This window comes from Pseudomonas sp., assembly GCF_035554175.1.
In the GTDB taxonomy this organism is placed as follows: Bacteria; Pseudomonadota; Gammaproteobacteria; order Pseudomonadales; family Pseudomonadaceae; genus Aquipseudomonas.
This window is the reverse complement of sequence record NZ_DATMIV010000018.1, coordinates 159,214-180,568: the sequence shown is the minus strand read 5'-3', so window position 1 is coordinate 180,568 and position 21,355 is coordinate 159,214. Positions and strand designations below refer to the sequence as shown.

General features: G+C 59.9%; 19 protein-coding genes. 9 read left to right on the top strand and 10 right to left on the bottom strand.

Annotation, left to right across the window (positions count from 1 at the left end; translation table 11 throughout):
- Nucleotides 1–30: 30 nt before the first annotated feature.
- The 5 genes from epd (at nt 31) to fba (ending at nt 4,233) form a co-directional block, all read left to right on the top strand.
- Nucleotides 31–1,083 (top strand): erythrose-4-phosphate dehydrogenase, encoded by a 1,053-nt coding sequence (epd, locus tag VNV36_RS08045; protein ID WP_325717298.1) that lies wholly within the window; start codon nt 31–33, stop codon nt 1,081–1,083.
- A 12-nt stretch (nt 1,084–1,095) separates the two neighbouring features.
- Nucleotides 1,096–2,259 carry a phosphoglycerate kinase gene (locus VNV36_RS08040; protein ID WP_325717297.1) on the top strand — a complete coding sequence of 388 codons (1,164 nt, stop codon included), beginning with the start codon at nt 1,096–1,098 and terminating at the stop codon, nt 2,257–2,259.
- A gap of 34 nt (nt 2,260–2,293) precedes the next feature.
- Complete coding sequence (locus tag VNV36_RS08035; protein WP_325717296.1) at nt 2,294–2,515, top strand: hypothetical protein; 222 nt, start codon at nt 2,294–2,296, stop codon at nt 2,513–2,515.
- 57 nt (nt 2,516–2,572) lie between these two features.
- On the top strand, nt 2,573–2,905 hold the full coding sequence (locus VNV36_RS08030) for an MliC family protein (protein ID WP_325717295.1): 333 nt from the start codon (nt 2,573–2,575) through the stop codon (nt 2,903–2,905).
- A 263-nt stretch (nt 2,906–3,168) separates the two neighbouring features.
- On the top strand, nt 3,169–4,233 hold the full coding sequence (fba, locus tag VNV36_RS08025; RefSeq protein ID WP_325717294.1) for a class II fructose-bisphosphate aldolase: 1,065 nt from the start codon (nt 3,169–3,171) through the stop codon (nt 4,231–4,233).
- Between the two features lie 63 nt (nt 4,234–4,296).
- Here fba and VNV36_RS08020 read toward each other — a convergent pair whose 3' ends face one another.
- The 3 genes from VNV36_RS08020 to VNV36_RS08010 all read right to left on the bottom strand — a co-directional run bounded on the left by VNV36_RS08020 (nt 4,297) and on the right by VNV36_RS08010 (nt 6,453).
- Nucleotides 4,297–4,647, bottom strand: coding sequence for a hypothetical protein (locus VNV36_RS08020; RefSeq protein ID WP_325717293.1), 351 nt, complete (start codon nt 4,645–4,647; stop codon nt 4,297–4,299).
- 295 nt (nt 4,648–4,942) lie between these two features.
- Entirely contained in the window at nt 4,943–5,305 is a 363-nt protein-coding gene (locus tag VNV36_RS08015; protein ID WP_325717292.1) for a DUF6124 family protein, read from the bottom strand.
- A gap of 479 nt (nt 5,306–5,784) precedes the next feature.
- On the bottom strand, nt 5,785–6,453 hold the full coding sequence (locus VNV36_RS08010; RefSeq protein WP_325717291.1) for a polysaccharide lyase family 7 protein: 669 nt from the start codon (nt 6,451–6,453) through the stop codon (nt 5,785–5,787).
- A gap of 313 nt (nt 6,454–6,766) precedes the next feature.
- Between VNV36_RS08010 and VNV36_RS08005 the strand changes: the two genes are divergently transcribed.
- The 3 genes from VNV36_RS08005 (at nt 6,767) to VNV36_RS07995 (ending at nt 9,794) form a co-directional block, all read left to right on the top strand.
- On the top strand, nt 6,767–8,890 hold the full coding sequence (locus VNV36_RS08005) for a putative bifunctional diguanylate cyclase/phosphodiesterase (RefSeq protein ID WP_325717290.1): 2,124 nt from the start codon (nt 6,767–6,769) through the stop codon (nt 8,888–8,890).
- A gap of 44 nt (nt 8,891–8,934) precedes the next feature.
- Nucleotides 8,935–9,426: a M48 metallopeptidase family protein gene (locus VNV36_RS08000; RefSeq protein ID WP_042606612.1), complete on the top strand. Its 492-nt coding sequence runs from the start codon at nt 8,935–8,937 to the stop codon at nt 9,424–9,426.
- 71 nt (nt 9,427–9,497) lie between these two features.
- The gene (locus tag VNV36_RS07995; protein WP_325717289.1) at nt 9,498–9,794 is read left to right on the top strand and encodes a winged helix-turn-helix domain-containing protein; all 297 of its coding nucleotides are present in this window, start codon (nt 9,498–9,500) and stop codon (nt 9,792–9,794) included.
- A gap of 97 nt (nt 9,795–9,891) precedes the next feature.
- On the opposite strand, the gene VNV36_RS07990 is transcribed toward VNV36_RS07995, so the two are convergent.
- Nucleotides 9,892–10,344: a GNAT family N-acetyltransferase gene (locus VNV36_RS07990; RefSeq protein ID WP_325717288.1), complete on the bottom strand. Its 453-nt coding sequence runs from the start codon at nt 10,342–10,344 to the stop codon at nt 9,892–9,894.
- Nucleotides 10,345–10,599: 255 nt separating this feature from the next.
- Here VNV36_RS07990 and VNV36_RS07985 point away from each other — a divergent pair, with 255 nt between their 5' ends.
- On the top strand, nt 10,600–11,337 hold the full coding sequence (locus tag VNV36_RS07985) for a substrate-binding periplasmic protein (protein ID WP_325717287.1): 738 nt from the start codon (nt 10,600–10,602) through the stop codon (nt 11,335–11,337).
- Between the two features lie 72 nt (nt 11,338–11,409).
- Here VNV36_RS07985 and yccS read toward each other — a convergent pair whose 3' ends face one another.
- From yccS to VNV36_RS07955, 6 genes are all read right to left on the bottom strand, one after another.
- A complete protein-coding gene (yccS, locus tag VNV36_RS07980; protein WP_325717286.1) occupies nt 11,410–13,584 on the bottom strand; it encodes a YccS family putative transporter in 2,175 nt (724 codons plus the stop codon).
- A 215-nt stretch (nt 13,585–13,799) separates the two neighbouring features.
- Nucleotides 13,800–14,978, bottom strand: a complete 1,179-nt coding sequence (locus VNV36_RS07975) for a BaiN/RdsA family NAD(P)/FAD-dependent oxidoreductase (RefSeq protein WP_325717285.1) — start codon at nt 14,976–14,978, stop codon at nt 13,800–13,802.
- A gap of 181 nt (nt 14,979–15,159) precedes the next feature.
- A complete protein-coding gene (gene dbpA, locus VNV36_RS07970; protein ID WP_024014613.1) occupies nt 15,160–16,545 on the bottom strand; it encodes an ATP-dependent RNA helicase DbpA in 1,386 nt (461 codons plus the stop codon).
- Nucleotides 16,546–16,776: 231 nt separating this feature from the next.
- Nucleotides 16,777–18,204 (bottom strand): multidrug transporter subunit MdtD, encoded by a 1,428-nt coding sequence (mdtD, locus tag VNV36_RS07965; protein ID WP_414705502.1) that lies wholly within the window; start codon nt 18,202–18,204, stop codon nt 16,777–16,779.
- 147 nt (nt 18,205–18,351) lie between these two features.
- Nucleotides 18,352–19,689, bottom strand: a complete 1,338-nt coding sequence (locus VNV36_RS07960) for a TldD/PmbA family protein (RefSeq protein WP_325717284.1) — start codon at nt 19,687–19,689, stop codon at nt 18,352–18,354.
- The gene (locus VNV36_RS07955) at nt 19,689–21,131 is read right to left on the bottom strand and encodes a TldD/PmbA family protein (RefSeq protein ID WP_325717283.1); all 1,443 of its coding nucleotides are present in this window, start codon (nt 21,129–21,131) and stop codon (nt 19,689–19,691) included. Before VNV36_RS07955 ends, VNV36_RS07960 begins: the two co-directional genes overlap by 1 nt.
- Nucleotides 21,132–21,355 lie beyond the last annotated feature (224 nt).

Sequence of the window (21,355 nt, the reverse complement as noted above, 5' to 3'; positions counted from 1 at the left end):
GTGTTGTTAGCGAATTCTATCGAGAACCCCATGCCTCAACCGCGTCCCTACAAAGTTGCACTCAACGGCTACGGCCGCATTGGTCGTTGCGTCTTGCGGGCGTTGTTCGAGCGCGGCGACAAGGCCGGGTTTGAAATTGTCGCGATCAACGATCTGGCGGACATGGCCAGCATCGAATACCTGACACGCTTCGACTCCACTCACGGCCGCTTTCCCGGCGAAGTGCGGGTCGAGGGCGATTGTCTGCATATCAATGGCGACTGCGTGAAAGTCCTGCGCAGTGCCACCCCCGAAGGCATCGATTGGGCGTCGCTGGGCGTCGATCTGGTGCTTGAATGTTCCGGCGCTTACCACACCCGGGCCGATGGTCAGCGTTTTCTCGATGCCGGCGCGCCACGGGTGCTGTTCTCGCAGCCGATGGCCAGCGAAGCGGATGTCGACGCCACCATCGTTTACGGCGTCAACCAGGACTGCCTGACCGGCGACGAGTTGCTGGTTTCCAACGCCTCCTGCACCACCAATTGCGGCGTGCCGCTACTGCGCCTGCTTGATCAGGCGATCGGTCTGGATTACGTGTCGATCACTACGATTCACTCGGCGATGAACGATCAGCCGGTGATCGACGCCTATCATCACGAAGACCTGCGCCGCACCCGCTCGGCGTTCCAGTCGGTGATCCCGGTGTCCACTGGTCTGGCGCGCGGTATCGAGCGCCTGCTGCCGGAACTTGCCGGACGAATTCAGGCCAAAGCCGTGCGCGTGCCGACAGTCAATGTGTCCTGCCTCGACATCACGATGCAGACCGCCACGGCGACTGACGCAAACGAGGTCAACCGGATCCTGCGCGAAGCCGCCACCAGCGGCCCGCTCAAAGGCCTTCTGGCCTACACCGAGTTGCCGCACGCCAGCTGTGATTTCAACCATGACCCACATTCGGCCATCGTCGATGCCAGTCAGACCCGCGTTTCCGGCCCCAAACTGGTAAACATCCTGGCCTGGTTCGACAACGAATGGGGTTTTGCCAACCGAATGCTGGACGTAGCAGACCACTATCTGCAAACAGCAACTTCAAAAAAACCGTAGGAAGTGCGACCCATGACCGTGTTGAAGATGTCCGACCTCGATCTGCAAGGTAAGCGCGTATTGATCCGCGAAGACCTCAACGTCCCCGTCAAGGACGGTGTTGTCACCAGCGACGCGCGTATCCTGGCTTCGCTGCCGACCATCAGGCTGGCCCTGGAAAAAGGCGCGGCGGTAATGGTCTGCTCACACCTGGGCCGTCCGACCGAAGGCGAGTTTTCCGCCGAGAACAGCCTCAAGCCCGTCGCCGACTACCTGAGCAAGGCCCTCGGTCGCGAAGTGCCGCTGGTGGCTGATTACCTCGGCGGCGTTGACGTCAAGGCCGGCGACATCGTGCTGTTCGAAAACGTGCGCTTCAACAAGGGCGAGAAAAAGAACGCCGATGAACTGGCCCAGCAATACGCGGCCCTGTGCGACGTGTTCGTGATGGATGCCTTCGGTACTGCTCACCGCGCCGAAGGTTCGACCCATGGTGTAGCCAGGTTCGCCAAAGTCGCTGCCGCTGGCCCGTTGCTGGCGGCTGAACTGGACGCGTTGGGCAAAGCCCTCGGCGCACCGGCCAAGCCGATGGCGGCCATTGTTGCCGGCTCCAAGGTCTCGACCAAACTCGACGTGCTCAACAGCCTGAGCCAGATCTGCGATCAGCTGATCGTCGGTGGCGGCATCGCCAACACCTTCCTCGCCGCTGCCGGCCACCCGGTCGGCAAGTCGCTGTACGAGCCGGATCTGCTCGACACCGCCCGCGAAATCGCCGCCAAGGTCAGCGTGCCGCTGCCGGTTGACGTGGTGGTTGCCAAAGAATTCGCAGAGAGCGCTGAAGCCACCGTCAAGCTGATCGCTGACGTGGCGGCAGACGACATGATTCTCGACATCGGCCCGCAAACCGCAGCCAACTTCGCCGAGCTGCTGAAATCGTCGAACACCATTCTGTGGAACGGCCCGGTGGGCGTGTTCGAGTTCGATCAGTTCGGCAACGGCACCAAAGTGCTCGCCCAGGCCATCGCCGAAAGCTCGGCTTTCTCCATCGCCGGCGGTGGCGACACCCTGGCGGCGATCGATAAATATGGCGTGGCTGAGCAAATCTCCTACATTTCCACCGGTGGTGGCGCGTTCCTCGAATTCGTCGAGGGCAAGGTGCTGCCAGCCGTTGAAGTTCTGGAAAGCCGGGCCAAGGCCTGAGGCCGCCCGTTTGGCCAGGCAAAGGAGTGTTGACATGGTCAAGTCGTTAGCGCTGTTGTTGCTGAGCGTTACGCTGGCAGCCTGCGGGAGTACCCCAAAGGCCGACGCGACGCCAGCACCGAGCGAGCCGCAGAAGGGCTGTTATCAGGCCGACTGGCAGGCCGAAACCAACCCGGTGCTGAACAAGCGCTCCGGTCCGGACGGTCTGGACAAATATGAGACGCAAACCCCGGTCAAGGAACATGGTTGTCCTTGACGGGTCTGACTCTTTAACTCAGGGCTGGCGGCGTGCGCTGTCAGTCGAGGAACACGGATGAAAGGCTTGATCGCCGTTGCGGCGTTGGCATTGTTGGGCGGTTGCGCGCAGTTGAATCTGTTTCAGTCGTCCGTCCCGGCAGACAACTGGACGACCTGGACCTGCGACAGTCAAGCCAAGGTGTTATGGCGTTATGCCGATGCCGGCCAGAAGGAAGTCGACGTCCGCCTCGGCGGCGGTGATCAGGTCTATCGCCTGAAAGAAGAGCCGGGCGCCTCGGGCACGCTGTACAGCGACGGCATGCTGGCATTTCACGTCAAGGGTGACGAAGGCCTGGTGTACTGGGTCGCCACCAATGACCTGATTGGCCGCGGTTGCAAAGCTGAGTAACACGATTGATTTGATGTACAGAGATCCAAATGTGGGAGCGAGCCTGCTCGCGAAGGCGATCTTGCCGATGATGATGCAGTGTCTGTCAGCCCGCTTTCGCGAGCAGGCTCGCTCCCACAATGGTTCTCTGTTGTTCACAGGGTTTTGGTAATACCGAATCACCAGACCGGGCCTCATCTCCCGATCTGCATTAACTTGAATAGCCGCCGCCGCTCCGGCAGGCTGGCACGATCAACGACCCTCAACCGGGAGAGACACACACAATGGCACTTATCAGCATGCGCCAGATGCTGGACCACGCAGCCGAGTTCGGCTACGGCGTTCCAGCTTTCAACGTCAACAACCTTGAGCAGATGCGCGCGATCATGGAAGCCGCTGACAAGACTGACTCCCCGGTGATCGTCCAGGCTTCGGCCGGCGCCCGTAAATACGCCGGCGCGCCATTCCTGCGTCACCTGATCCTGGCCGCGATCGAAGAATTCCCGCACATTCCGGTGTGCATGCACCAGGACCACGGCACCAGCCCTGACGTCTGCCAGCGCTCGATTCAACTGGGCTTCAGCTCGGTGATGATGGATGGCTCGCTGGGCGAAGACGGCAAGACCCCGACCGACTACGACTACAACGTCCGCGTTACCCAACAAACCGTGGCCATGGCTCACGCCTGCGGCGTTTCGGTAGAAGGCGAGCTGGGCTGCCTGGGTTCGCTGGAAACCGGCATGGCCGGTGAAGAAGACGGCATCGGCGCCGAAGGCGTTCTGGATCACAGCCAGATGCTGACCGACCCGGAAGAAGCCGCTGACTTCGTCAAGAAAACCCAAGTGGATGCCCTGGCCATCGCCATCGGCACCAGCCACGGCGCCTACAAGTTCACCAAGCCACCTACCGGCGACGTGCTGGCGATCGACCGCATCAAAGAGATCCACAAGCGCATTCCGAACACTCACCTGGTGATGCACGGTTCGTCTTCGGTTCCGCAAGAGTGGCTGGCGATCATCAACCAGTACGGCGGTGACATCAAAGAAACCTACGGCGTGCCGGTTGAAGAAATCGTCGAAGGCATCAAGCACGGCGTGCGCAAGGTCAACATCGACACCGACCTGCGCCTGGCATCCACCGGCGCCATGCGCCGCCTGATGGCCACCAACCCGAGCGAATTCGACCCACGTAAATTCTTCGGCGCTACCGTGACTGCAATGCGTGATGTGTGTATCGCTCGTTATGAAGCGTTTGGTACTGCCGGTAATGCTTCGAAGATCAAACCGATCTCGCTGGAAGCGATGTACCAGCGTTACCTGAAAGGTGAGCTGAACGCCAAGGTTAACTAAGCCTGAGCGTTTAACTGCTTCAATGAGAAACCCGCCGTGAGGCGGGTTTTTTGTGTTCAGGTCTTACCCTCTTGTGAAGTTCATATTGTAGGTTTTACCCACATTCGGCCCGCCTGCGTTAACCTTAACAGTGCCGTTCAACTTATTATCGTTGCCGTCGGGCGATTTCAAGCTGATGGTGAGTGAACTGTCTCCGTGTCCATATTCATCTCCATCTGAGGCTTTTGCTTTTGCTTGAAGATTAAAAGACCTGGAACTCTTCGCGGTATAGCTACCGGTGACTTTAAAGTTAAGTCCGTAATATTTCATTTTCCCATTATTTAACTGTCCGCCTTGTTGGCTTAGGTCATCAAATGTAAGTGTGGCGGGATTGCTTTCGCCTGTATCAGAGACGGTTCCTTGGAAAGTAAGCATTATCTTCTTCACCTTTTGCTCGCGATATTTAAGGCTCGGGCTGAACTTCAGTCCGAAGTTGGTTTTCCGGGATCACGTTGATGAGGTTAGGTGGAAGTCTGTTTTTTGTAACCTGACAGAAATGACAGTTTTATATAGTCGTTTGCGATATTCTTTTCGGATATTTCATAAAATCGGTATAAGAGTGGTGATTTAGACAGGCCTGTCGGTAACGTATAGAGGCAGTGTATTTGGATGTATTAAATCTCTGATAAATAACCCACCAAGAGGCGGGTTGTTTTTTTGCGGAGTAGAACTATTCCTTCAATTCGACATGATCCAGTGCCTGATTCACTGCCAGTTCACCGAGCATGACGACCTGCGCGATCCCCAGCGCGGTTTTGCGATGCGAGTTGTCGAGCATCGCGGCGAAGTTGTTGAGCATGACGCTGGCTGAGCCCAAGGTTTCACTGGCGTTGGCCAGCAGGGATTCGGTGTTGTATTTCGGGTTGGCGAAATACATGGGCTCGGGTTCATTGTTGCTCGCCAAGATAAGGGCGGCGGGGTTGAGGTAGTGGTCGAGGGCGCGTTCGGCGGCGTCGTTGAGTTTTTTCGAGACGAGGGATTCGTATGGCGAGGCCGGGTCGGTGACCGGCGGGTGTGGCGTTGATTTAGTCATTTGCTCGAAACCTGATTGGAGTGCCCCCGCTCTGGCTACTAATCAAAGTGGAGGCAACTGTACGCAGGTTAGTAGACCGGGGTTTCGAGCAAGCCGGCGCACCCGAAGGTGCCCTGCGCACAGCTACCATCAAGCGCAGGAATCAAAATCCCCGACTGACAGATGCTTGTGCATCACGCTTGAAACCACGGGCTACTAAACCCGATCACTGGAAATCAGTGACGCGAATCAAGTTACCGATGGCCCTCCAGGCGCACAAGCCGGCGGATTCTGGCGTAGTGGTAGGCAACGACGCAAGCTGTTGTAGGCATCCGGAAGTAACCGCCGACCTATCTAAACAATCCCGTTTAAATGTAGGAGCTGCCGAAGGCTGCGATCTTTTGACTTTGATTCTGGCGCTCCCAAGAGCCGCCAAACATCAAGATCAAAAGATCGCAGCCTTCGGCAGCTCCTACAGGGGAATGCGATGAGGAAATGGGTTACTTGTCGTGATCGATGTCGAGTTTGGAGAAAGTCACCTGCCCACCCTCACTGGTGTAGCCGGTGTTGTCCTGCACATACACCCCGGCCTTGAAATACAACGGTTTGTCCCGCCAGCTCGCGCTGATCTGGGAATCCCACTGATACCCCGCCGCACTCACGCCCAGCGCACCGCCGGGACTCAAGTGGATAAGGTAGTTGAATTCGCGGTCGAGCTTGATGCCGGTGGCGAGGGTGATGACGCGGCTTTCTTCGTCATCGGGACGCATGCGCACTTTGATAACCAGGTTGCCGGTCTCGGTTTTGGTCTTGTACTGGTACTCGAGTTTGAGCATCGGCTTCTGACTTTCATAGGCATGGATCTGGCCGATGACGATCTTGCCCGAGCTTGGCACTTTGTTGACCGTGAGGGTTGCTCGCAGCAGGTTGTCGGCGTCGGGGTAGTACCAGTTGCGCAGGGTGCCGTTGCTGTAAGTCTCGCGCAATTCGGTGCGCGGATAGATGGCGTTTTCGGTTTTTGACCCGGTTACCGGGGACCAGAAGAATAAGGTGCCGGTGTCGGAATGGAAGTATTGATCCTTGAAGCCATTCACCAGTTTTTCGGTTTCTACGGTGTATGGCGGGCTGCCAACGGGAACGCTGAGGTTCCAGGTTGCGAGATCGATCATGTCTGTTCTTCCACTCGATTCATCCTGAACGCGGGTGCCAGAAGCTCTAGCCCGCGCCTTTTCGGGGCGCCTTTATAAGCGTAGCGGCTATTTTTGTTAATGCCCGTCCGGCGGATGATTGACGTCAACATCCTGTCGAAATGCCATCTTTCCCGGATTTCGGGGGCTTCAGCGCTGACCGTTAGTCGGCTCGACGGAACATTGGCCAAATGATGGCTGGAGGACAGCTTCTGCTTTGCGGCATCCACGACTAGAGTGAAGGCTCAGTACGTCTATGGTTTTGCCGGCAACCGGTCCCGATAAGAGAAGCAGCATGGAATGCGCGCAACCCCAGCCAGGTGAAGGCAACTCGGTCCTTTTGATCGTCGATGATTACCCCGAAAACCTGATCAGCATGCGTGCGTTGCTGCAGCGACAGGATTGGCACGTTATGACCGCCGCCTCCGGTTTCGAGGCGCTCAACCTTCTGCTCGAGCACGATATCGATCTGGTCTTGCTCGATGTGCAGATGCCCGGCATGGATGGCTTCGAGGTCGCGCGGCTGATGCGTGGCAGCCAGCGCACGCGTCTGACGCCGATTATTTTCCTCACCGCCAACGAGCAATCCCAGGATGCCGTGATCAAGGGTTATGCCAGCGGTGCGGTGGATTACCTGTTCAAGCCGTTCGACCCGCAGATCCTCAAGCCCAAAGTGCAGGCGTTGCTTGAGCACCAGCGCAATCGTCGTGCCTTGCAGCGCTTGAGTCATGACCTGGAAGTGGCGCGCGCCTTCAATGCCTCGGTGCTGGATAACGCCGCCGAGGGCATTCTGGTGCTGAGCGAGGACGGCGTGATCCGCTTTGCCAATCCGGCGATTTCGCGGCTGCTCAACGCGCCGGTCAAGGAGCTTGAGGGCAAGGAGTTTCTCGATTTCCTGCAGAAACCGCATATTCCCTTGTGGGCCGATTCCGAGTTTTACGCCGGTTACCAGCGTGGCGAGACCCTGCGTCTGCATGATGCGTCATTGCGCACCGCGCCCGGGCAGCAAGTGCCGGTGGCGTTGTCCTGTGCGCCGCTGTCTTCGGAACAGCACGCCATGGTGGTGACCGTGCTGGACATGTCGGTGGTGCGGCATCTGCACCAGCAATTGGAGTTCCAGGCGGTTACCGATCCACTGACCGGGTTGCTCAACCGTCGCGGTTTCTACCAGACCGTGGAAAACCTGCTGTTGCGCGGCGAACGCAGCGACAGCAGTTGGGTGCTGCTCTATCTCGATCTCGACGGCTTCAAACGGGTCAACGACTCCCTCGGGCATGATGCCGGCGACCGTGTGCTGCGCTGGGTTTCCGAACAATTGAAGGCGTGCCTGCGGCCGTTCGACATTCTCGCGCGCATGGGTGGCGATGAATTCACCGCGCTGCTGGATCTGGAATTTCCCGAGCAGGCAGCGAAGATTGCCGAGAAGCTCATTGAACGGGTGTCGGTCTGTCAGCAGATCGAAGGGCTGGATATCGTCCTTGGCGCCAGTATCGGCATTGCGACTTATCCTGACTGTGGGCGCAACCTCGACGGTTTGCTGCGCGCCTCGGACATTGCCATGTACGAAGCCAAGCGTGCCGGGCGGCAGCAGTATCGTTTCTACGATCATGAAATGAATGGCCGCGCACGCTCGCGGTTGATGCTTGAGGACAGCGTACGCAATGCCATCGAGAACCGCGATTTCAATCTGGTCTATCAACCGCAGGTGGCGATTGGCAGCGGGCGGATCCGGGGTTTCGAGGCGTTGTTGCGCTGGCAGCATCCAAGTGTCGGCGATGTGCCGCCGGGGTTGTTTCTGCCGTTGCTCGAAGAGGCGCGCCTGATCAGTCGCCTCGGCAGCTGGATCTATCACCGTGGTGCCGGGCAGCGCAAAGCCTGGGAGACGCTGTTCACCGACGATCTGGTGCTGGGCGTGAGCCTGAGCAACACTCAGTTCGGGCTGCCGAACCTGGTCACTGAGTTGCGCCAGGTCATTGAGCGCCATGCTCTGCAGCCATGGCAACTGGAAGTCGAAGTCACCGAAGACGCGCTGATGCAGAATCCGGACGAAACCCGCAAGCAACTGCGGCTGCTGCGTCATCTGGGGGTGCGCGTGGCGCTGGATGATTTCGGTTCTGGATCATGCTCCCTGGCGCATCTGCGTGATCTGGAACTGGACACGCTGAAGCTCGACCGCCACCTCATCGCGCGCCTGCCGGACTCGCCGCGTGATGCTGCGCTGGTGCGCATGGTCATCGACCTGTGCAAGCAATACGGTCTTCTGGTGATCGCCGAAGGGGTGGAAACCGTGGAGCAATACCGGTGGCTGCAAGCCCATGACTGCGAATATGTGCAGGGCTTCCTGGTGGCGCGACCGTTGATTGCCGAGGACGCCGCCGCCTTCGTCGAGCCCTTCGACTGGAGCGCGCTGACCAGTTGAATTCGCTACACTGGCGCACCTTTTTTTGAACCGTGCTGCCGTCCATGACTGTGTTGAAGTACCTCCAGGCCTACCCCGAGCGTTTGCAGGATCAGGTGCGCCAACTGATCGCCGAAGGGCGGCTGGGTGACTACCTGGATCAACGTTATTCGGGCCGGCATGACGTGCAGAGCGACAAAGCGTTGTACAGCTACGCGCTGGATCTCAAACAGCAGTACATGCGCAACGCCCCGGCCATCGACAAGGTGCTGTTCGACAACCGCCTCGACCTGACCCACCGCGCCCTCGGTCTGCACACCACGGTCTCGCGGGTGCAGGGCGGCAAGCTCAAGGCCAACAAGGAAATCCGCATCGCCTCGCTGTTCAAGGACGCCGCGCCGGACTTTCTGAAGATGATCGTTGTGCATGAACTGGCGCACTTCAAGGAATCGGATCACAACAAGGCGTTCTACAAATTATGCGAGCACATGCTGCCGGGGTATCACCAGATCGAATTCGATCTGCGCGTGTACCTGACATGGCGCGATATGCAATGAAAATCAAAAGATCGCATTCCAACTGTAGGAGCTGCCGAAGGCTGCGATCTTTTAACGTCGGGAGTGTTTAGATGGACGTAAGCAAGACCAAAAGCAGTTTCTATCGCCGTCTCTACGTGGCCTATTTGATCGACAGTGGCCTGGCGCCAAGCGTGCCGACGCTGACCGCAGTGACCGGCATGCCCCGGCGCACGGCGCAGGACACCATCGCCGCGCTGGCCGATCTGGATATCGTCTGTGAATTCGAGCAGGAAGAGGGCGCGCGCAACCACGCGGGGCGCTATCGGATTCGCGAGTGGGGGGCCATTGATCGCGGGTGGATCGAACGGAATTTGCGGCAGATCAAAGCTGTCCTGGAATATCCCTGACATTCGCGGTGCCTGAGTTGACGCCTTCGCGAGCAGGCTCGCTCCCACATTTGAAATACATTCTCCTGTGGGAGCGAGCCTGCTCGCGAAAGGGCCCTCAAGAACGACGCATGCCTATGTGGGGAATGTCATCTTCGAGATATTCCTCACCCGCCACTTCAAACCCGTACTTGCCGTAATACCCCTGCAGATGCGCCTGCGCCGACAGATAGATCGGCACCTGTGGCCAATGCTTCTGCGCTTGTTTCAGCGCCTGTTCCATCATCGCGTGGCCCAGCCCTTTGCCACGAGCGGCGGGGGCGGTGATCACGCGGCCGATTACCACGTCGCCGCCCTGGGATTCCGGGTCCAGCAGGCGCAGGTAAGCCATCAACTGATCATTCTCCCAGCCCATCAGGTGGTAGGTATCACCCTCAAGATCCTGGCCGTCGAGATCCGGATAGGCACATTTCTGTTCGACCACGAACACGTCCGAGCGCAGTTTCAGCAGTGCATACAACTGCTCTTTGCCCAGATCGCTGTGATGTTTGCAGATCCACTCGATTGTCATTTTCCGATTCCTTGAACGTGTCGCCCGATACTAAGCCCAGCCGCTGCGGATGTCTGTATGGCGTATCAGTCTGTGATAAAGGTCAAAATGCCATCATTCCTTTTTCGCCACGCCCGCGACTTTGTGTAATCTGCTCAAGAGCACTGTGCACCGGCTCCCATGAGCTAATGTTCAATGCTTGGGTTTTGCCGGTAAGGGGCCTTGGATTTTGACGTGAAACCACGTCGGGCGGATGCCCGCTGAGGATGTTCAAGCATGCTGCGATTGCTGCAAGCCGTTGCTTTGATCGGACTGCTGTTGCTCGGCCAGGATGCCGCAGCGCAGAAGCTGCGGCTGGTGTTCGATAACTGGCCGCCATTTACCGACGACGCACTGGTCAATGGTGGCCTGGCCACTGACATTGTCAGCACCGCACTGGCTCGCGCCGGCTATGCCAGCGGTTACGAGCAAGTGCCGTGGGCGCGGGCATTGCTGGGCATTGGCGAAGGGCGTTACGACGTGCTGGTCAATGCCTGGTACAACGACGAACGCACGCAGATCGGCGAGTTTTCCGCTGAGTACCTGATCAACCGCATTCGCTTCCTCAAGCGCAAAGACGCGCCCATCGAATACAACAACCTGGAGCAGTTGCATACCTACCCGATTGCGGTGGTGCGCGGGTATGCCTATTCGGCACCGTTCGATGCCGACACGGCGATGCAGAAAATCCCTGTGCATAACTTCGCCATGGGCATCCGCATGCTTGCCGCGGATCGGGTCAAGCTGACCCTGGAAGACGAGTATGTGGCGAAATACTACCTGGCACGTGAATCGGCCAAGGTGCGCAATTCGGTGGAGTTTCTATCCAAACCATTGAGTGAGAACAGCCTGCATATTCTGGTCAGCCTGAAGAACCCGCAGCATGAGCAGATTGTGGCCGGGTTCGATCGAGCCATAGAGGCGATGAAGGCTGACGGGACTTATGAGAAGTTGCTGAGGCGGCACGGGATGTAGTTGGGAGCTACAAGTTTCAAGCTACAAGCTTCAAGTGAGAAGCCGGGGCAGCTTGCAGCTTGCAGCTTGTAGCTAGACCTCTTTGATCAAATGCGCCGCCAACGTGCGCAGCGGCCCCAACTGCCGGCAAATCAGCGCCAGCTGCGTCTGCACCAGACGCTGACCTTCATCGATCTCGTCCGGCATCTGCTCCAGCTCGTTGGCCAGCGCTTCCTCTTCATCGCTTTGAATCGCGATCGGCTGCTTGCTTGCCAGGCCTTGGGCGATTTCGTCGATGCTGGTCGCCAGTTTCACCCCGGCGCCTGCAATCAAATGCTCGCGCACATCCGCCGGTAGCTGCGTTTCGCGGTGCGCACCGAGTCCCGACAGATAGCTGAGCAGCGTGTGCGACAGCACTAGGAAGCGGAAACCGACATCGGCCTCCTTACGGAAATGCCCCGGTTCCATGAGCATGTTTGCCAGCGTCGTCGACAGCGCCGCATCGGCGTTGTGTGCGTTGCGTCGGGCGAGGCGGTAGGCGAGGTCGTCGCTCTTGCCGGCGGCGTATTGCTGCATGATCTGCCGCAGGTAGATGCTGTTGCAGGTCAGGGTGTTGGCCAGCACTTTGTTCAGCCGTCGGCCCTGCCAGTCCGGCAGGAACAGGAACACCGCCAGCCCTGCGATCAGGCTGCCCAGCAGGGTATCGAACAGCCGTGGCAGGAACAGCCCATAGCCATCGCCGACCTGATTGAAGCAGAACAGCACCATGATGGTGATCGCCGCCGTGGCGAGGGTGTAGCGCGTGGTGCGATTGGTAAAGAACACCACGCCGGCGGCGATGGCGAAGCACGACTGCACCACCGGGTTGGGGAACAGATCGAACAGCGCCCAGGCCACGGTCAGACCGATGGCCGTGCCGATGATCCGTTGACCGAGTTTGCGCCGGGTGGCGCCGTAGTTCGGTTGGCAGACGAACAGCGTGGTGAGGATGATCCAGTAGCCTTGCGACGGGTGAATCAGGTGCACCATGCCGTAGCCGATGCTCAGTGCCAGTGGCAGGCGCAGGGCGTGGCGGAACAGCAACGAGGTCGGCGTCAGTTGCGTGCGCAGGCGAATCCACACGTCCTTGAGGTTGCGCGGTGAGCGGTCGAGCAGGCTGCTGTCAGTGGCGTCGGCCAGGGCATCGGGATTGCTCGCGTCGCTGAGCAAGCGATCGAGGGTGCCGAGGTTGGCGGCTAGCGCCCGTAGCGAACGCAGCAGTCCGCGCCAGGCCGGGTTGCTCTGGATGCGCAAGTGTTCGAGCGAGGCGTGCAGATCGTTCAGGGCCTCGGCGAAACTGGCGTCGTAGATGAACGGCTGGCGCATCTGGATCGACTCGGCCAACGCGCGGCAAGCCTTGCCTTGCTGGCGCAGCAGGCGCTGGCAGCGGAACAGCACATCGCTGTGGAAGAACGCCTCGGCCAGGGCGTTGTAAGGATAGTGCGAAGAGCTGGCGCGTTCGTGGATGTCCTGTGCGAGGAAATACAGCTTCAGGTAGCGACTGACTTTAGAGCCGGGCCGGCCATTGCCAACCCGGTGCAGGATGATTTCCTTGGCCGTGTTGAGCGCCGCAACCACGCGGCCATTCTGCTGCGCCAGTTCGAGGCGGCGGGCTTCAACGTCCATTTGCCGGATCGGCTCGAACAGTGAGGATTTCAGCTTCAGGTAAAGGCCCAGTTCGCGGAACAGGCGCGCCAGACTCTGCTGCACGGGCTGATTGGAAAACAGCGCCTGCCACAGTACCGAGAGCAGGCCGTACCACGCCGCACCGGCGACCAGCAGCATCGGCTCATGCCAGAAATCAGTGACCGCGCCGCCGCGCTGGTCGACGCCGATCATCGTGTACACCGACAGAATCAGCGTCGCGGAAGCAATCGCACCGTAACGCTCGCCCAGCGCCCCAAGCATGGTCAGGCCGAAACTGGCCAGCGCCAGAGCTACGGCAAAAATGATCGGGTAAGGGAAAAGCAATTCCACCGACAGCGCGGCGATGCTGAAGCACACCAGCGTCACCGCGAGGGCGTTGAGGCGGCCCTGCCAGCTGTCGTCGGTTTCGGCCAGGGCGCTGGCGATAATCCCGAGGAACAACGGGATCAGCAAGCCCATTTCATCCTGATACCAACACAGCGCCATGCTGCCGGTCAGGGCAATGAATACCCGCACGCTGTAGCTGAATTTATCCAGCGCCCACAGGCGCCGCAAAGACTGACGAAACGAGGTCGAGGACATGAAGTGCGAAGGCCTTCCGAGGCGATGCCGCTAAATTGAGCCAGTAATGACGCCGACGCAATGGCGCCGAGCACATCTGACAGCAAAAAGTGTTCCTTACTGCATCACACATGACAACTGTGTAGGAGCTGCCGAAGGCTGCGATCTTTTGATCTTTTTTTTAAAGATCAAGATCAAAAGATCGCAGCCTTCGGCAGCTCCTACAGGGTTTTGCGTTAGACGTACTGCGCAGCAGCGTAGCCGGAGGCCCAGGCCCACTGGAAGTTGAACCCGCCCAGGTGACCAGTGACGTCGAGGACTTCACCGATGAAATACAGGCCAGGGCTTTTCAGCGATTCCATGGTCTTCGACGAAACCTCGCGGGTATCGACGCCACCGAGCGTCACCTCAGCCGTGCGATAGCCTTCAGTCCCCGCCGGCACGACTTTCCAGCTGCCGAGCCTGTCGGCTATCTGCGCCAGTTCAGCATGGGTGTACTGCTTCATCGGTTTGGAGACGAACCAGTTGTCTGCCAGCAGGTTGGCCATCTTCTTGGTGAAGATCTCACCGAGCAACGTTTTCAGCTCGCTGTTCGGGCGCTCGGCGACTTGCTGTTGCAGCCAGCTCGCGGCGTCGTGATCCGGCAGCAGATTGATCTCGACGGTGTCGCCAGGCTCCCAGAACGAGGAAATCTGCAGGATCGCCGGGCCGCTGAGGCCACGGTGGGTGAACAGGATGTTTTCGCGAAAGCTCTGGTCATTGCAGCTGACCAGACAATCCACCGACGTCCCGGACAACTCTGTGCACACATCCTTGAGCTGGTCAGTGATGGTGAACGGCACCAGCCCGGCGCGGGTCGGCAGCAGTTCATGGCCGAACTGTTTCGCTACCTGATAACCGAAGCCCGTCGCACCGAGGGTCGGGATCGACAGCCCTCCCGTGGCGATTACCAGCGACTGGCATTGGACCTGGCCGAGGGTGGTGTCGAGCAGGTAACCCTCGTCGACTTTCTCGATGGTCTGGATCGAGGTGTCGAGGTGCAGCTCGACGCCAGCCTGATCGCATTCATCGAGGAGCATGCCGAGTATGTCGCTGGATTTGTTATCGCAGAACAGCTGCCCGAGTTTCTTCTCGTGGTAGGGCACGCCGTGTTTGCCGACCATGCCGATGAAGTCCCACTGGGTGTAGCGCGCCAAAGCCGATTTGCAGAAATGCGGATTCTGCGAGAGGAAATTGCTCGGTTCGGTGTACATGTTGGTGAAATTACAGCGGCCACCGCCCGACATGAGGATTTTCTTGCCGGCCTTGTTCGCGTGGTCGAGCAGCAACACCTGCCGCCCGCGCCCGGCGGCGGTCAGGGCACACATCAAGCCGGCCGCGCCAGCGCCAATGATCACGACTTCGGTAGAGCGCAAAGCGGTGTCCTCGCAAATATCACCAAAACCAACTGTGTAGGAGCTATGTAGGAGCTATGTAGGAGCTGACGAGTGAAACGAGGCTGCGATCTTTTGATCCTGCTTTTTCAAAATCAAGACCAAGATCAAGATCAAAAGATCGCAGCCTTCGGCAGCTCCTACAGGGGGGATCGCGTCGTTCTTACAAGATGCGTACGCGCAGCGAGCGGCCCTTGATCTTGCCGTCGTTCAAGCGCTGCAAGGCCTGCATGGCCACGGTGCGTTCAACTGCCACGTAGGCCTGGAAATCGAAGATCGCGATCTTGCCGACCTGCGCGCCGGGAATGCCGGCTTCGCCGGTCAATGCACCGAGAATGTCGCCCGGACGCACTTTGTCCTTGCGGCCCGCGCCGATGCAAAGGGTAGTCATCGGCGGTTGCAGTGGCGCCAGGCCCTGGGACTTGAGATTGTCGATCTGATCCCAGTTCAGCGGGGCTTTTTGCAATTGCTCGATGGCCTGCGCGCGGTGCGCTTCGGATGGCGCGACCAGACTGATGGCAATGCCTTTCTCGCCGGCGCGACCGGTGCGGCCGACGCGGTGAATGTGGATTTCCGAATCGCGGGCCAGCTCGACGTTGATCACCATGTCCAGCGCATCGATGTCCAGGCCACGGGCGGCGACGTCGGTGGCGACCAGCACCGAGGTGCTGCGGTTGGCGAACATCGCCAGTACCTGATCGCGGTCACGCTGTTCCAGATCGCCGTGCAGGCCGACCGCGGAAATACCCTTGGCGGTCAGGTGATCGACGGTTTCCTGCACCTGCTGCTTGGTGAAGCAGAACGCCACGCAGGATGCCGGACGGAAGTGGTGCAGGACTTTGGTCACCGCGCTCATGCGCTCTTCCGGGGAGATCTCGTAGAAGCGCTGCTCGATCTGTGTGTCGTCGTGGAATGCCTCAGCCTTGACGGTCTGCGGATCGCGCATGAATTTCGAGGCCAGTTGCTTGATGCCCACCGGGTAGGTCGCGGAGAACAGCAGCGTCTGCCGACGCTCCGGAGTCTTGATGATGATGTCTTCGATGGCGTCGTAGAAGCCCATGTCGAGCATGCGGTCGGCTTCGTCGAGGATCAGCGTGTTCAGGCCATCGAGTACCAGCGAACCCTTGCGCAGGTGTTGCTGGATGCGCCCCGGGGTGCCGACGATGATGTGCGCGCCGTGTTCCAGCGATGCGATCTGCGGGCCGAACGACACGCCGCCGCAGAGGGTCAGGACCTTGATGTTGTCTTCGGCGCGGGCCAGACGGCGGACTTCCTTGGCGACCTGGTCGGCCAGTTCACGGGTCGGGCAGATCACCAGCGCCTGGCAACCGAAGTAGCGCGGGTTGATCGGATTGAGCAGACCGATGCCGAACGCGGCGGTCTTGCCGCTGCCGGTCTTGGCCTGGGCGATCAGGTCCATCCCCTTGAGGATCACCGGCAAGCTCTGCGCCTGGATCGGCGTCATCTGGGCATAACCGAGTGATTCGAGGTTAGCCAGCATGGCGGCGGACAGCGGCAGAGTATTAAAAGCGGTGGCGATGGTGGTCACGGGACTGGCCTGCAAAACAAAATGTCGCGCAGTGTAGCAGCCCCGTGCCCGTTTCCTCGACAGTTCTGGACGAACAGCCCCAGAGTTTCTCTGACTGGAGATCAGCCTGTGTGAGGGACCACATTCCCCTGTAGGAGCTGCCGAAGGCTGCGATCTTTTGATTTTGCTTTAAAAAACAAGATCAAAAGATCGCAGCCTTCGGCAGCTCCTACAGGGAGTCCTTCAGCAGAATCAGTGTTCGATGTGTTCTTGTGGACGTTTAGCGCGCCGTCCGTCTTCCTTGGACAGCTGCGAGAAGATTGTCGCCGCCAGCATCGCCATCACGCCGACCGTGACGAAGGTCAGCTGGAACGCGCCGAGCACGGTTTCCACGCCATCGTTGCCGACCTTGGCGGTGAAGCCGCCGAGCAGCGCACCGGCGCAAGCCACACCCAGGCTCAGCGACAACTGCGCGACCACTGACAGCAGACTGTTGCCGCTGCTGGCGCTGGCATCGTCGAGGTCGATCAGAGTCACGGTGTTCATCGCGGTGAATTGCAGCGAGTTGATCGCCCCGAGCACCGCCAGCAGGCACAGCAGCAGCCAGTAAGGCGTCTGCTCGCTGACCAGGCCCATGCTTGCCAGCATGATCCCCAGTGCCAGGGTGTTGCCGGTGAGCACGATGCGATAGCCGAGACGCTCGATCAGCGGCCGCGCGACCCATTTGGCAACCATCGCCGCAGCCGCCAGCGGCAACATGCTCATGCCGGCTTGCGAGGGCGAGTAACCCAACGCCACTTGCAGCAGCAACGGCACCAGAAACGGCAGGGCGCCGCTGCCCAGACGCGCGAACAGATTGCCAAGAATGCCGACGGCGAAGGTGCGGGTCTTGAACAGCGACGGCGCGAACAGCGGATTTTCGATATGCCCGGCGCGCAACCAGTACGCCGCCAGACAGGCCATGCCGGCGAACAGCAGCAACATCACGCGCAGATGCGGCAGGTGCAGCTCGCCAAGGCCTTCCATGGCGATGGTGATGAGGATCATTGCCGCGCCGAACAGCACAAAGCCCAGGCTATCGAAGCGCGTGCGCTCGGTGCCGCGCAGGTCGGGAATGAATTTCCACACCGCGTAACAACCGATCACCCCGACCGGCAGGTTGATCAGGAAGATCCAGTGCCACGTCAAATACTCCACCATCCAGCCGCCCATGGTCGGGCCGATCAGTGGGCCGAGCAGGCCGGGAATGGTGATGAAGCCCATGATCCGCACCAGCTCCGAGCGCGGGTAGGCGCGCAGCACCACCAGCCGCCCGACCGGCAGCATCAGCGCACCGCCGAGGCCCTGAATCACCCGCGCACCGATCAGCATGCTCAGGCTGCTCGACAAGGCGCACAGTAGCGAGCCGAAGCTGAACAGCAGGATCGCGCCGAAGAAGATCTTCTTGGTGCCGAAGCGGTCGGCGATCCAGCCGGAAGCCGGGATCAGCAAGGCCACGGTGAGCATGTAGGCAATGATCACGCCCTGCATGCGCAACGGGTCTTCGGCCAGATCGCTGGCCATGGCCGGCAGTGCGGTATTGAGAATGGTGCCGTCGAGGGACTGCATGAAAAATGCGATGGCGACGACCCACGGCAACCAGCGGGCGGTGATGGCGTCGAGAGGCGGGCGATTGGGCATGGAACCTCTTGTGGTCAGTGCATGTTCAGAGTCGAGCGCGGTCAGTGTGGGAGCGAGCTTGCTCGCGAAAGCAGCAGGTCAGTCACCATAAATGTTGCATGGCATGGCCTCTTCGCGAGCAAGCTCGCTCCCACAGGTATTGCGGTGTTACAGGGTTAGGGTGAGTCGGCTGACCAACGCTCCCGGCAGCAGCGATGACGAGGTATTGCGCTGGCTGTAGGTGCTCGCCGACAGCAGCAGCTCACGCTCGGTGGTCAACGCTTCCAGCTGCGAACCCAGCAGGTTGTAGGCGCTGTCGTCGAAACGCATGGTGCTGAGCGGCGCTTGGATCTCACCGTTCTCGACCCAGAAGGTCGCGAAGCGGGTCATGCCGGTCATCCGCGCCGCCGGTTGATCCGAGTAGTTCAGGTACCACAGGTTGCTGATGTACAGCCCGGTGCCCAACTGCTTGAGGATCTCTTTCTGCGACAAATCACCCGCCGCCATGTTCAACGCGCTGGGCATCTCGCCGCCGCCCGCACCGTTGGCCGGCAAACCGTATTCGGCCGCACTGCGCGAACCGACCAGCTGTTCGCCGGCCTTGCCCTCGATGATCAGACGCAGATCGCTGCGCGGGTAACCCTCGGCGGAAAATGCCGGGCTCAGCGATTCGCTGACTTTTTCATCCAGCGACAGCAACGGACTGAATGCCTGATCGCCGACGTAGAGCTTTTGCAAAGGGCTGCTCTTGCTGGCGATCGATTGCGCCGAGAACCCGCCCCAGCTGAGCAGGCCCATGATTTCTTCCAGTGCCGCCGGTGCCAGATACGCGCGGTACTGACCGGGCGCCAGGGTGCGCAACGGTCGGCCGAGAAACTCAAGTTGCTCGCGCGCTTGAGCGAACCGTCGGGCGAACCCCTCATCACTCCAGTCGTGCCCGGCGTAGCTGGCTTTCACCGCTTCGCCGTTTTCGTGGAACAGGCTGAAGTCGAAATTGAAGCTGTTGGCCTCGTGCCAGCCGAACGCGCCCGCCGAACTGGCGAAACCCCGGCTGATCGGGCCGGCGGCATAAAAACCGACCAGGTCGAGACCTTCAGCAGCGGTGCAGATTTGCTCGACGACATCTTCGGTGTCCGGCAGCGGATGCGCTTGTACATGCGTGCTCTGCCAACTGTTGTGGTTGAGTAGCAGGTACGGATCCTGCGGCAGCAGCGGCAAGGTTTCGCGCAGTTGCTGCAGACCTTCGGCGAGCCGTTGCAGATCGCCTTCCTGATCTCCGGACAAGGTGATCTGCAGGTCGGCGTGACGGCCATCGTTGATCAGTTTCAGGCCGACGTTGGCCTGCTGCACCTGCCCGGCCTGGCGCACCCTGGCGTGATTGAAACGCACGAACGCCGAGGTTTCGGCGGCGTAGCTGAGCGTGAACTGTTCCGGCTCGCGCACGCTGTCGCGCAGCCAGTTGACCATGACCTTGAAGGCGTCGGACTGACGCTTCGAAATGCTCATCAGGCGTCTCCCCCAAACACATCAATGTTGCTGAATACGCAGGCCGGCGAAGCATGGCCGACGCGGATCACCTGGTTCGGTTCGCCCTTGCCGCAGTTCGGCGTGCCCAGCACCTTGACGGTGTGGGCATCGCCGACGGCGCGCAGGCTTTTCCAGAAGTGCGCGGAAATCGCCCGGTAGTTGGGATTTTTTACCACGCCTTTGAGTTCACCGTTCTCTATCAACTGGCCCCATTCGCAGCCGAACTGGAATTTGTTGCGCGCATCGTCGATCGACCACGAGCGGTTGGTGCTCATCAGAATGCCGTGCTCGATACCGCCGATCATCTGCTCCAGCGTCTGATCGCCCGGCTCGATATTGAGGTTGGCCATGCGGTCGATCGGCGGCCGGTTCCAGCCACAGGCGCGACTGTTGGCGACGCCATCGAGGCTGGCGCGATATTGCGACAGCGCCCCGCCCAACGGCCGCAGCAGCAGGCCGTCACGGATCAGAAATTGTTTGCTCGCCGGGGTGCCGTCGTCGTCATGGCCGTAGCTGGCGAGTTCTTCGGGGATGTCCGGGTCGAAGGTCACGTTGAGCAGCTTCGAGCCATATTGCAGGCTGCCGAAATCGCTGGTCTTGACGAAACTGGTGCCGGCGTAATTGCGCTCATCGCCCAGAATCCGGTCGAGTTCCAGCGGATGGCCGATGGATTCGTGGATCTGCAGCATCATTTGGTCGGGCATCAGTAGCAGGTCGCGCGGGCCTTGCGGCGTGTTCGGCGCGAGCAGCAGTTGCAGGGCCTGTTCGGCGACTTGCGGGCCGGCGCCGACCAGACCGCAACGGCTGATGACATCGGTGCCACCCTGTTGGCCGAAGTTCTCCCGGCCGAGGCTGCGGGTCTGGCTGTCGTTGCCGTCGTAGGCGGTGACATCGAGGCCGGGGTAGACGAAGCGCTGGGCCTGGCGCAACTCGGCGCCGGCACTGCTCAGGTAGATCTGCTCGACGCGGGTAATGCCGATGCTCACTTGCCAATTGACCAGGCGCTCATCCTTGGGCACCGAGGCCGATTCCGCGCCGAGCAGATCGAAACATTCGCTCAGGGACGGGAAGGGCTGTTCGAGGTTGGGCGAGAAGTAATCGGCGCGGTCGCTCGAGACCGTTTGCTCACGCAGATCGAGCAGCGCGTGCGGCTTGAGCCGCCGGGCCTGTTGCTCGGCGCGTTCGAGGGCGGCTTGCAGACCCTGTTGCGAGAGGTCGTTGGTTGCCGCATAAGCTTCGACGCCATTGACGCGCACGGTGAGCATCGCCCCTTCATCGCGGCGCAGGCTCGGCGGTTCGGCGACGTTCTTGCGCACCGACAGATACTGGCCGGATTCGCGCACATACCGCAGGGAAAAGAATTCAGCGCCCGTGCGCAAGGCAGCGAAGCGCTGCTTGAGCTGGGGGTGGAAATCGAACATTCGGAAACCTCCTTGTAATGGAGTAGCGGCAGGGCGACAGCGGGGAGGGGTGAAACGGTTGCGTGAGGTCTAGAGTAGGCCTGCGTGGGGGTAGGATCAAGTGAAGAGGGGGTGTAGGAGGTTTTACTATGCAGCGGGGAGATTTGCGCTGAATGTGAGGGCCCCTTCGCGAGCAGGCTCGCTCCCACAGTTGAAATACATTCCAATGTGGGAGCGAGCCTGCT

Coding starts and splice junctions, on each gene's coding strand:
- epd (WP_325717298.1), top strand. CDS start 31: ATGCCTCAACCGCGTCCCTACAAAGTTGCACTCAACGGCTACGGCCGC.
- VNV36_RS08040 (WP_325717297.1), top strand. CDS start 1,096: ATGACCGTGTTGAAGATGTCCGACCTCGATCTGCAAGGTAAGCGCGTA.
- VNV36_RS08035 (WP_325717296.1), top strand. CDS start 2,294: ATGGTCAAGTCGTTAGCGCTGTTGTTGCTGAGCGTTACGCTGGCAGCC.
- VNV36_RS08030 (WP_325717295.1), top strand. CDS start 2,573: ATGAAAGGCTTGATCGCCGTTGCGGCGTTGGCATTGTTGGGCGGTTGC.
- fba (WP_325717294.1), top strand. CDS start 3,169: ATGGCACTTATCAGCATGCGCCAGATGCTGGACCACGCAGCCGAGTTC.
- VNV36_RS08020 (WP_325717293.1), bottom strand. CDS start 4,647: ATGCTTACTTTCCAAGGAACCGTCTCTGATACAGGCGAAAGCAATCCC.
- VNV36_RS08015 (WP_325717292.1), bottom strand. CDS start 5,305: ATGACTAAATCAACGCCACACCCGCCGGTCACCGACCCGGCCTCGCCA.
- VNV36_RS08010 (WP_325717291.1), bottom strand. CDS start 6,453: ATGATCGATCTCGCAACCTGGAACCTCAGCGTTCCCGTTGGCAGCCCG.
- VNV36_RS08005 (WP_325717290.1), top strand. CDS start 6,767: ATGGAATGCGCGCAACCCCAGCCAGGTGAAGGCAACTCGGTCCTTTTG.
- VNV36_RS08000 (WP_042606612.1), top strand. CDS start 8,935: ATGACTGTGTTGAAGTACCTCCAGGCCTACCCCGAGCGTTTGCAGGAT.
- VNV36_RS07995 (WP_325717289.1), top strand. CDS start 9,498: ATGGACGTAAGCAAGACCAAAAGCAGTTTCTATCGCCGTCTCTACGTG.
- VNV36_RS07990 (WP_325717288.1), bottom strand. CDS start 10,344: ATGACAATCGAGTGGATCTGCAAACATCACAGCGATCTGGGCAAAGAG.
- VNV36_RS07985 (WP_325717287.1), top strand. CDS start 10,600: ATGCTGCGATTGCTGCAAGCCGTTGCTTTGATCGGACTGCTGTTGCTC.
- yccS (WP_325717286.1), bottom strand. CDS start 13,584: ATGTCCTCGACCTCGTTTCGTCAGTCTTTGCGGCGCCTGTGGGCGCTG.
- mdtD (WP_414705502.1), bottom strand. CDS start 18,204: ATGCCCAATCGCCCGCCTCTCGACGCCATCACCGCCCGCTGGTTGCCG.
- VNV36_RS07960 (WP_325717284.1), bottom strand. CDS start 19,689: ATGAGCATTTCGAAGCGTCAGTCCGACGCCTTCAAGGTCATGGTCAAC.
- VNV36_RS07955 (WP_325717283.1), bottom strand. CDS start 21,131: ATGTTCGATTTCCACCCCCAGCTCAAGCAGCGCTTCGCTGCCTTGCGC.